We start from the raw sequence: 10,865 nt of genomic DNA on the forward strand, positions 1-10,865 counted from the left end.
AAGCATCCGCACTTGGAGCCTGGCCCGTGCATACGCACAATGCGCGCTCCTTTCATCTTTACTATGGAACCCATGTCCAGCATCGATATCCGGCACGACCATTTCTTGATGCCGGCACAGGCCCGCGCGGCGATCGACGAGGCGGCATGCAAACTGACCGATCGCTACGGCATCGCTTCGCAGTGGGAAGGCGACACCTTGCGCATTGCGCGCGCCGGCGTGGACGGGGCGATCGCCCTGCTGCCGCAGCAGGTGCATGTCACCGCCGAGCTTGGGTTTCTGTTGTCGGCGATGCAGCCGATGGTGGAATCGGAAATCCGTCGTTTGCTGAATGAAAAACTCGCCTGAACGCGGCGCTGCGGGCGCGGTGGCCCAGGCGTGCGGATGCTTCCGCGCTAAGTCACCCGCGCCGCACCGCGCTCGATGCGTGGATGCTTGAAAACGCGTCATGCGCACACATCACGTGTACACACCCCGGCAGGCAATGCTTCACCTGCCCGATGCAGCGTCGGCACTAGGGTGAAAGCAACGTCGCTTTAGCAATCTACAGGAGCATCGCATGACGACCGGATACGATCAGAACGGCAACCGCGACAAGGCGGCCCATGGTTTCCAGGCGCAGGCAGAACAGATTTCGCGCCGGCTTGGCGAATCGGCACAGACCGTGTGGCTGGCCGGGCTAGGCGCGCTGGGCCGCGTCCAAACCGAAGGCGGCAAATTGTTCGATTCATTGGTACGCGAAGGTGCGGCCTACGAACGCACCGGCCAGCAGAAGGCCACCGAAAGCGTCGATGAGCTGCGCGAAGAGGTGGAGACCCAGTTCGAGCAGGCGCGCGACACCGCCGTGCGTGGCTGGGACCGGCTGGGCAAGGCCTTCGACGAACGCGTCAAGGGTGTGTTGCGCACGCTCAACATTCCCGAACAGGACGAGCTGGAAAACCTGCGGCGTGAAGTGGAATCGTTGAAGGCCCAGGTCCGCGCCAACACCTCTGCCACCAAGCGTGCCAACCGCACCGCCAACCAGGCCGCGCAAGCGGCCAGCAGCGAGACGACCGGCACCGGCACGGCAACCACGCCAGGAGCCAGCTCTTCGACCGCGAACAGCAGCGCATTCGACGTCGAGTAGGCATAAGTGCCTGCCAATGCTGCAAAGCAGCATGATTTTCCACACAATCGCGAAGGACCCGCCAGTCCTGTAACACGAAGTCCGTTTGCTCCCCTCCCCTCACGGCTTCGGACTGGCGGGTCTTTCGCTATCTGGATCACGGCTCGTACCATCGCCGCCCGCGATCCATTGACGAATCGGTCGCGAAGGATTCTCCTATTCGCATCTTTTCGTCATAACTGCCATAACCTCGATTGACGCTCATACCTTCCTGGATTTTTGCGCTTTCGGCCGCCCTGCTGCTCTGGTTGGCGGTCTGCGCTTATGTGTGGCTGGTACGCCGTCGCGCCGACGAAACCACTGAAGGCGTGCGCGCCCTGGCAGCGATGCACTGGCGTGATTTTTCTGCGGTAGTGCTGCGCGTGCTGCAGGAGCAACGCGGTTGGCAACCGACCCAGTCGCCGCAGGACGGCCTGCCCACTGCGGATTTCATGATGCAGACCGAACACGGCACGCGCCTGGTTGCCTGCAAGCACGGGCGCGGTTATCGCATCGGCGTGGCGGCAGTGAACGAGTTGGGCGCGATGGCGCGGCTGGCCGGTGCGGGCGGCGGTGTGATGGTGACAGAGGGCCGCATCGAACGCGAAGGCATCGCGGCCGCTGACAAGCAATCCATCGAAGTGCTGGACGGCACGCGCCTGTGGCCCCTGCTCAAACCGTATCTGCCGGGCGATGTGGAAACCGGCGTGGTCGGCATGGCACGGCACCGTGCGATCCGCCACAGCGTCATTGCCGGCGCGGCGCTGGCAACGCTGGCCCTGGGCGCTGTGCTGGCGCTGCAGCCAACGGCGCCGGAGGCTGCGCCAACGCAGACTGCCGCAGCACCCCCCCCACCAGTTGCAGCACCCGTGCGTGCTGCGCCCTCCGCTGCTCCGGCGACTGCAGCAGCGCAAGCTGCGCCGACGCCTGCGTCCACTCCTGCGGTTGCGCCGGCTCTTTAAAGACGAGAAGGAACCAGATGCAGCGACCATGCAGGGCTATCAACGTAAAGTTTCCAAAGCGCTGGCACAGACGCCCGGTCTGATACGCGGCGTCTGGATCACCCAGGCAACGTTGGCGGTGGACCGCACGGTCGAAGACTCCGCCGCATGGCCACTGATCTGTCGCGAACTGGAACGCTATCCGTACCTGCGCACCGTACGCGTGCAACTCAACCCGCGCGCAGGCGTGGACGAGCCGGTGCATTGGCGTCAGTGCACGACGATTTGAGTGGGTGGCCGGAACGTGGTCCAAGGCCGCTGACGACGCATCGCGAGCGTTACTCAGGTGAGTGCGGCGCGCGCAACAATCATAATGTCCTTAGATACATGCCGATTCCGAACGCCAGTTCCGAACGTCGACCATACACGCATGACCGCAGCCTAGCCGGCTGGTCAGTCGCTCTAAATCTCAGCGCATTCCGGGCGCAAACCGCGCCACCAGATCGTACGACCCGCCCAGAAACCATTGGCGCACGTAGGTGACCGGCTGATCGCCTCGCCAAGTATGGCGATCGATGACCAGGCATGCGGCGCCATCGTCCACCTGCAGGCGTTCGGCCTGGGCGCCGTCGGCATTGACCGCGCTGATGCGATGTTCGGCGCGCGTCCACGGCACGTTGCGCAATAACCAACTGCCCGGCGCCACGTCGGTGAACGATTGCAGCAACGCCTCCGGCACTGTGGTGGTGTCGATGACGCGCTGTTCCAGCGCGAACGGGTTGCCGTCGGCCAGATGCACGCTTTCCAATGCCAGGACTTTGCCGGTGCTGCCCAAGGCGCGCTCTTGCGGCACGCACTGGCGCACATTGCGCAGTCGCCGCGACGACAACCAAAACCGATAGGCATGACCGCGCGTGGTCATCTCCACTTCGATATCCGGGATCGACAGCGCGACCTGTTCCAGATGCGGATGCGGCCGCGCCACGAACGAGCCGGTGCGGCGGCGGCGTTCGATCATGCCGGCGTCGGCGAGCAAACCGAGCACCTTGTTGACCGTCATACGCGAGCATCCGTACTGGATCATCAGCTCGTGCTCGGGCGGCACGCGGTGACCTGGCGGCCAGTCGCCACTGTGGATGCGTTGTTCCAGATCCTGACGGATGCGTTGATGCAGGGTGCCGGGCGCGGCGATGGGGGGGGCGGTCAAAGCAGGTCTCCGGTCAGACACGCATTGTGCGCGCATCCGCTCAGTTGCTCAGCAGAGATCGCAAAACGCCAGCAAAACGCGTGGCGATGCGCGCACGATCCACATGCTGCCCGTCGCGCACCACCCATTGCCCGGCGCGCCAGACATTGCGCACCGCACCACCGCGTGCGGCAAACAGCCAACTGTCGAGCAGTGCATCGCTGCTGCGCGCCAGCAGTGCCGGATGGGCGAGGTCCAGCTCGAGCAGATCGGCCGATGCGCCGACCCGGATTCCGCTCTGCACAACACCCAAGGCCTGCGCCGCGCCATCGCTGGCCTGATCGAACAACCATCGCCCGCTGGAAACGCCTTCTTGCGCAAGCACATTGCGCGCACGCAGTTGCAGGCGCTGGCCGTATTCGAGCAGGCGCAGTTCTTCGGCCGCATCGATCAGCACATTCGAATCCGAGCCCACGCCAAAACGCCCGCCCGCAGCGGCAAACGCCTGCATCGGGAACAGCCCGTCGCCCAGATTCGCCTCGGTGATCGGGCACAGCCCGACCACCGCGCCGCTGTCGACGATCGCCTGCAGTTCAGTCGCGTCCACCTGCGTGGCGTGCACCAGACACCAGCGCGCATCCACCGGCGCGTTGGCCTGCAGCCACTGCACCGGGCGTTGTCCCGACCAGGCCAGACACGCATCCACCTCGCGCTGCTGTTCGGCGATATGAATGTGGATCGGGCCATCGGTGAGCGGCACCAGCGCGGCCAATTGCGCCGGCGTCACTGCGCGCAGGCTGTGCGGTGCCAGCCCGAGCACCGCATCCGGCAAGGCCTTGAGGCTGCGCGTGCAGTCGTCCAGCAATCGCGTGAAGCTGTCGATGTCGTGGATCAAGCGACGCTGCTCCGCACTGGGCGCGACGCCGCCGAAATCCGAATGCGCATAGAACACCGGCAACAGCGTCAGCCCGATGCCGGTGTTGGCGGCGGCAGCGACGATGCGCTCGGACATTTCGCCGGCGTGCGCATATGCCGCGCCGCCGGGGCTGTGGTGCAGATAATGAAATTCGCCGACTCGAGTGAAGCCGCTTTCGAGCATTTCCACATAGGCCTGTTCGGCGATGGCTTGCAGGCTGTCCGGGTCGAGCCGGTCGACAAAGCGATACATCAACTCGCGCCAGCTCCAGAAACTGTCGCCGCTGCGCCCGCCCACTTCGGTCAGGCCGGCCATGCCGCGCTGGAACGCGTGGCTGTGCAGATTGCCCAACCCGGGCAGCAGCACGTCTACACGGGTATCGATGGCGGCGACGGCGGTATCGGTCTGTACCGAGGCGATGCGCCCCTGCGTCAGCGTGATCCGCATACCGCTCGCCCAGCCATCGGGCAAAAGCGCCCGGGCTGCCCACAACGCCTGCACCTGTTGGTCTGCCACTGGACACCCTCGATTGCCGGTTCTATTGTATATACATATCAGACACCACGAGCCTGCGCCATGCATTGCGACGTCCTCTGGCACAACGCGCAACTGATGACCCTGGACGCCGCCGCTGGCGGCCTGGGCATCGTGGAAGATGGCGTTCTCGCCTGCCAGGACGGCCGCCTGGTGTATGCCGGAGCGGCGGCTCTCGCCCCGCCGTTGGAACCCGACACCGCGCACGATTGCCAGCGCCGCTGGATCAGCCCCGGCCTGATCGATTGCCACACCCACCTGGTGTATGCCGGCAGTCGCGCCAACGAATTCGAGCAACGTCTGCGCGGCGCCAGTTACGCCGAAATTGCAGCAGCCGGCGGCGGCATCATGGCGACCGTGCGCGCGACACGCGCTGCCGACGACGCAGCACTATTGGCCGCCAGCCTGCCGCGCCTGGACGCCCTGCTCGCCGAAGGCGTGACCACGTTGGAAATCAAATCCGGCTACGGGCTGACCCTGGAAGAAGAAACCAAGCAGCTACGCGTGGCGCGACAGCTCGCCGCGCTGCGCAAGGTTGAAGTGGTGCCGACGTTTCTTGGCGCCCATGCGGTGCCACCAGGCAGCGATGCGCAGACCTATATCGACCAGGTCTGCATGCAGATGATTCCGGCGATTGCCGCGCAAGGTCTTGCCGAGGCGGTGGACGTGTTCTGCGAGCATCTGGCGTTCTCGCCCGCGCAGGCCGAACAGGTCTTCATCGCCGCGCAGGCACACGGCCTGGGCATCAAGCTACACGCTGATCAACTGAGCAATCAGCACGGCGCAGCACTGGCCGCACGCTATGGCGCGCTGTCGGCTGATCACATCGAATATCTGGACCAGGCCGGGATCGCTGCGATGGCCAGCGCCGGCACGATCGCGGTGCTGCTGCCGGTCGCGTTCTATTTCACCCGCGACACCCAGGTGCCGCCGATCGCCGCGTTGCGCGCGGCTGGCGTGCCGCTGGCAGTGGCCACCGATTGCAATCCAGGCACCTCGCCACTGACCAGCCCGCTGCTGGCGATGAACATGGCCGCCACGCTGTTCCGCATGACCGTGGACGAATGCATCGCCGGTTTTACCCGCGAGGCTGCACGTGCGCTCGGACGCAGCGAGCGACTTGGCCGGCTGCGCGCCGGCATGGACTGCGACCTGGCGATCTGGAACATCGACGCGCCGGCCGATCTGGTCTATCGCATGGGCTTCAACCCACTTCATGCCCGCGTCTGGCGCGGGCATTCCTGCTGAATCCGGAGTCGTCATGAGTTCTGTTGTCCTGCAGCCCGGCCAGGTCACACTGGCGCAATGGCGTGCGTTCTACCGCGGTGCCGAGGTCGGGTTGGACGACACCTGCGCGGCCGCGGTGCTGCGCAGTGCGCAGACGGTGGAGGCGATTGTCGCGCGCGGCGAGGCGGTCTATGGCGTCAACACCGGCTTCGGCAAACTGGCCAGCGTGCGCATCGAGCGCGAGGACCTGCAGACCCTGCAACGCAATATCGTGCTCTCGCATGCAGCCGGTGTCGGCGAACCCACGCCGGTGCCGGTGGTACGGCTGATGATGGCGCTCAAGCTCACCAGCTTGGCGCAAGGCGCCTCCGGCGTGCAGCCGGACACGCTGGCGCTGCTGGACGCGATGCTGCGCCGTGGCATCACCCCGGTGGTGCCATGCCAGGGCTCGGTCGGCGCCTCCGGCGATCTGGCGCCGTTGTCGCATCTGGCGGCGGTGATGATCGGCGTTGGCGAAGCCTTCGTCGGCGAGCACCGCCTGCCTGCCGCTGAGGCGCTTGCACAGGCGCAATTGCAGCCGCGCGTGCTGGGCGCGAAGGAAGGCCTGGCGCTGCTCAACGGCACCCAGTTCTCCACCGCCTGCGCATTAGCCGGTTTGTTCGAGATCGAAACCGTGCTGCAGGCCGCGCTGGTCACTGGTGCCTTGTCGGTGGAAGCAGCCAAGGGCTCGGATACGCCATTCGATGCGCGCATCCATGCCTTGCGTGGACAACCGGGGCAGATCGCCACCGCTGCGGCACTGCGCGTCTTGATGGCCGATTCGAGCATTCGCGAATCGCACCGGCTGGGGGATGTGCGCGTGCAGGATCCGTACTGTCTGCGCTGCCAGCCGCAGGTGATGGGCGCCGCGCTGGACATCATGCGCCAGGCTGCGCGCACGCTGGAGATCGAAGCCAATGGCGTGTCCGACAATCCCTTAGTCTTCAGCGAAACTGGCGAGGCATTGTCTGGCGGCAACTTCCATGCCGAACCGGTGGCATTTGCGGCCGACATGCTGGCGATGGCGGTCTGCGAAATCGGCTCGATCAGCGAGCGCCGTACCGCGATGCTGGTCGACCCGGCCTTGTCGGGTCTGCCGGCGTTTCTCACGCCGCGCCCGGGCTTGAATTCGGGCTTCATGATTCCGCAGGTGACCGCTGCGGCCCTGGTGTCGGAAAACAAACAGCGCGCCTATCCGGCCAGTGTCGATTCGATTCCGACCTCGGCCAATCAGGAAGATCACGTGTCGATGGCGGCGCACGGCGCGCGGCGTTTGTTGGCGATGGCCGAGAACGCCACGCACGTGATCGGCATCGAGTTGCTGGCTGCGGTGCAAGGCTGCAATTTCCACGCGCCACTGCGCTCAAGCGCTGCGTTGGAAGCCGCACGTGCACTGCTGCGCGCACAGGTGCCGACCTTGCAGGACGACCGTTATTTCAATCCCGACATGTTGGCTGCCAGTGCGTTGGTGCGCTCTGGTGCGCTTGCGCGCGCAGTGGCGATGGCATTGCCGGGTGTGGAGCAGGACGTATGAATCAGCAAGCTGACCATACGCAATCACGCCACCCGCGCGTTTGGGCCACTGCATCAGCGCAAGGCGCGCAGCGATGAGGGCCCTCCCCGCCTGGCTGGAAGTCCACCGTGGCGATGCGCCACTGATCGTCAGCTTCCCGCATACCGGTACCGAGTTGCCCGACGACGTGGCCGATCAATTCGTCTCGCCGTGGCTGGCGCGCCGCGATGCCGATTGGTGAGTGCATCAGCTGTACGACTTCGCGCAATCGCTCGGTGCCACCACCGTGCGCACCGCGATCTCGCGCTCGGTGATCGACGTCAATCGCGACCCGAGCGGGGCATCGTTGTACCCGGGCCAGAACACCACCGGCCTGTGCCCGCTGACCACCTTCGACAATCAGCCGTTGTATGCAGACGGCAAGGCACCTGACAAGGCGCAGATCGATCTACGCCGCACACGCTGGTTCGATCCTTATCACGCTGCGCTCGATACCGAGATTGCGCGCCTGCGCGCGCAACACCCAAAGATCGTGGTCTACGACGCGCATTCGATCCGCTCGCATATTCCACATCTGTTCGACGGCGAGTTGCAGCAGTTCAACATCGGCAGCAACGACGACCGCAGTTGCGATCCAGACCTGGTCGATGCGGTGGAACGGCTGTGCCGCAGCAGTGGCTCCAGCACCGTGCGCAATGGGCGTTTCAAGGGCGGCTGGATCACCCGCCACTACGCGCAGCCCGAGCGCGGCGTGCATACGCTGCAGATGGAGCTGGCCTGCCGCGGTTACATGCACGAGCCCGACGACATCACGCCAGAAACCTGGCCCACGCCGTGGCATCCCGCGCACGCAGTTGCATTACGCGCCGTGCTGCGGCACGTGCTGCTGACCTGCCTTCAATTCGCCAACGCAACAGCTCACTCCTCCGACACCACGCCGCCTGCGGCGCACCGTTGATTGCAAGGAACCCGGCATGACCCGTTACGATGCAACCCGCGTCATCCGCGCCGCCACCGGCACCACGCTCACCGCCAAGAGCTGGCTCACCGAAGCGCCGCTGCGCATGCTGATGAACAATCTGGACCCGGACGTGGCAGAGCGCCCGCAGGAGCTGGTGGTCTACGGCGGCATCGGCCGCGCCGCGCGCGATTGGGAATCCTTCGATGCGATCGTCGCCGCGCTCACCCGTCTGGACGACGACAAGACCTTGCTGGTGCAATCCGGCAAGCCGGTCGGCGTGTTCCGCACGCATGCCGATGCGCCGCGCGTGCTGATCGCCAATTCCAATCTGGTGCCGCGTTGGGCCACCTGGGACCACTTCAACGAACTCGATAAAAAAGGTCTGGCGATGTACGGCCAGATGACCGCCGGCAGCTGGATCTACATCGGCGCGCAAGGCATCGTGCAAGGCACCTACGAAACCTTCGTGGAAATGGGCCGCCAGCATTACGGCGGCGATCTGTCCGGGCGCTGGTTGTTCACCGGCGGCCTCGGCGGTATGGGCGGCGCGCAACCGCTGGCCGCGGTGATGGCCGGCGCCTCGTGTATGGCGGTGGAATGCCGCCGTTCCAGCATCGACATGCGCCTGCGCACCGGCTATCTGGACACCTGGACCGACTCGCTGGACGAAGCGTTGCGGCTGGTCCAAGAGTCCTGCGCCAACAAGACCCCGCGCTCGATCGGCCTGCTCGGCAACGTCGCCGACGTGCTAGAAGAATTGCTGGCGCGCGGCATCAAGCCCGACCTGTTGACAGACCAGACCTCCGCGCACGATCCGGTCAATGGATATCTGCCGCAAGGTTGGAGCGTCGAGCAGTGGGACGACAAGCGCGTCGGCGCACCAAAAGAAGTGGAACACGCCGCGCGCGCCTCGATGGCTAGGCACATCCAAAGCATGCTCGGCTTCCACGCGCTCGGCGTGCCCACCGTGGACTACGGCAATAACCTGCGCCAGATGGCGATGGAAGAAGGCGTTGAGAATGCCTTCGACTTCCCCGGCTTCGTGCCCGCCTACATCCGGCCGCTCTTCTGCCGCGGCATCGGCCCGTTCCGTTGGGTTGCGCTGAGCGGCGATCCGGACGACATCGCCAGGACCGATGCAAAGGTCAAAGAGCTCATTCCCGACGATGCGCATCTGCATCGCTGGCTCGACATGGCCGCCGAAAAGATCGCCTTCCAGGGCCTGCCCGCGCGCATCTGCTGGGTTGGCCTGGGCGATCGGCATCGGCTTGGCCTGGCCTTCAACGCGATGGTGCGTAGCGGCGAGCTGAAGGCGCCGGTAGTGATCGGCCGCGACCATCTGGATTCGGGCAGCGTCGCCTCGCCGAATCGCGAAACCGAAGCCATGGCCGATGGCTCCGATGCGGTGTCCGACTGGCCGCTGCTCAACGCCCTGCTCAATACCGCCAGCGGCGCCACCTGGGTGTCGCTGCACCACGGCGGCGGTGTCGGCATGGGTTTCTCGCAGCATGCCGGGATGGTCATCGTCTGCGACGGCAGCGAAGCGGCAGACAAGCGTATCGAACGCGTGCTCTGGAACGACCCGGCCACCGGTGTGATGCGGCATGCCGACGCCGGGTATGCCATCTCAACCGAGTGCGCACGCGAGAAAGGCTTGGATTTGCCTGCCATCCTGTCCTGATACATCCGCGTGGCCGAGAACGCGTAACGAGCGGGCGATAGTCAACAGCGGACACGCTGCGGCGAAAACCGCAGCATCGGAGCGACACATGACGCGTGCGGGCACCGGCCATGCCTGCCAAATAGCCGTATAGCTATCGTGATCGCTGCTCCCGGGGTGAACGCGCCCGGTTGATCTCCTGCTGCATGCCACGTATGCATGCATACGCCTGGCCGCGTCACACGAAACACATCAGCTGGCTACGCACATGTGTGACGCATGCCTGCGTCGAGCTCGAAACAGAGTGATCCTGGTCACGACTCCCACTGCGACCGCGCACTACTGCTACCGCGAAATCCTCTCATCGAGTAAGCTGGCGAACAGCCAGGCGACCGTGAGGAAACGTCTGGCCGGCACTGATTTTGACACGCACGCATAACGACTTCGCGCGTTCAGAAGGCGCGAGGTTTTTCTTATGGATCACACTGAGAGCCCCCACTCATGCAGCAGGAACAGCGCATCGATTCGTTGACCGGCATTCGCGGTCTTGCTGCATTGCTTGTCGTCTACGCGCATCTGGCCGAAGAAAATTTCTTTACCGATACCAACCTATTTCCCGGTGAGATGGGATTCATGGTTTTTTTTACCCTGAGCGGGTTTCTGATGCTGAGGTTTCCCCACGTTTTCCCGAGATAGATCAGCTGGTTGCACCCGGATCGTGTAGAAACAAGTGCGCGCATGGCG

At 64.8% G+C, this 10,865-nt stretch carries 7 protein-coding genes and 3 pseudogenes; 8 read left to right on the forward strand and 2 right to left on the reverse strand.

What is annotated here, in order from left to right; all coding sequences use genetic code 11:
* Positions 1-72 precede the first annotated feature (72 nt).
* The 3 genes and pseudogenes from XpopCFBP1817_RS00405 (at position 73) to XpopCFBP1817_RS00415 (ending at position 2,374) form a co-directional block, all read left to right on the forward strand.
* On the forward strand, positions 73-348 hold the full coding sequence (locus XpopCFBP1817_RS00405; protein WP_128415501.1) for a polyhydroxyalkanoic acid system family protein: 276 nt from the start codon (positions 73-75) through the stop codon (positions 346-348).
* Positions 349-559: 211 nt separating this feature from the next.
* On the forward strand, positions 560-1,126 hold the full coding sequence (locus XpopCFBP1817_RS00410; RefSeq protein ID WP_128415502.1) for a phasin family protein: 567 nt from the start codon (positions 560-562) through the stop codon (positions 1,124-1,126).
* Between the two features lie 242 nt (positions 1,127-1,368).
* Positions 1,369-2,374: pseudogene (locus XpopCFBP1817_RS00415) on the forward strand (restriction endonuclease).
* Positions 2,375-2,554: 180 nt separating this feature from the next.
* Here the strand turns inward: XpopCFBP1817_RS00415 and hutC are convergent.
* Complete coding sequence (hutC, locus tag XpopCFBP1817_RS00420; RefSeq protein WP_425479029.1) at positions 2,555-3,328, reverse strand: histidine utilization transcriptional repressor HutC; 774 nt, start codon at positions 3,326-3,328, stop codon at positions 2,555-2,557.
* Positions 3,329-3,332: 4 nt separating this feature from the next.
* Positions 3,333-4,703, reverse strand: a complete 1,371-nt coding sequence (locus XpopCFBP1817_RS00425) for a formimidoylglutamate deiminase (protein ID WP_128415504.1) — start codon at positions 4,701-4,703, stop codon at positions 3,333-3,335.
* A gap of 60 nt (positions 4,704-4,763) precedes the next feature.
* On the opposite strand from XpopCFBP1817_RS00425, the gene hutI reads away from it, so the two are divergent.
* From hutI to XpopCFBP1817_RS00450, 5 genes and pseudogenes are all read left to right on the forward strand, one after another.
* Positions 4,764-5,969 carry an imidazolonepropionase gene (hutI, locus tag XpopCFBP1817_RS00430; protein ID WP_128415505.1) on the forward strand — a complete coding sequence of 402 codons (1,206 nt, stop codon included), beginning with the start codon at positions 4,764-4,766 and terminating at the stop codon, positions 5,967-5,969.
* A 13-nt stretch (positions 5,970-5,982) separates the two neighbouring features.
* Positions 5,983-7,521: a histidine ammonia-lyase gene (hutH, locus tag XpopCFBP1817_RS00435; RefSeq protein ID WP_425479030.1), complete on the forward strand. Its 1,539-nt coding sequence runs from the start codon at positions 5,983-5,985 to the stop codon at positions 7,519-7,521.
* 73 nt (positions 7,522-7,594) lie between these two features.
* Positions 7,595-8,458: pseudogene (hutG, locus tag XpopCFBP1817_RS00440) on the forward strand (N-formylglutamate deformylase).
* Positions 8,459-8,474: 16 nt separating this feature from the next.
* Positions 8,475-10,142, forward strand: coding sequence for a urocanate hydratase (gene hutU / locus XpopCFBP1817_RS00445; protein WP_128415507.1), 1,668 nt, complete (start codon positions 8,475-8,477; stop codon positions 10,140-10,142).
* A 480-nt stretch (positions 10,143-10,622) separates the two neighbouring features.
* Positions 10,623-10,787, forward strand: a pseudogene (locus XpopCFBP1817_RS00450) (acyltransferase family protein); the annotation flags it as partial.
* Between the last annotated feature and the right edge of the window lie 78 nt (positions 10,788-10,865).

It is taken from the genome of Xanthomonas populi (assembly GCF_002940065.1).
Lineage (GTDB): Bacteria > Pseudomonadota > Gammaproteobacteria > Xanthomonadales > Xanthomonadaceae > Xanthomonas > Xanthomonas populi.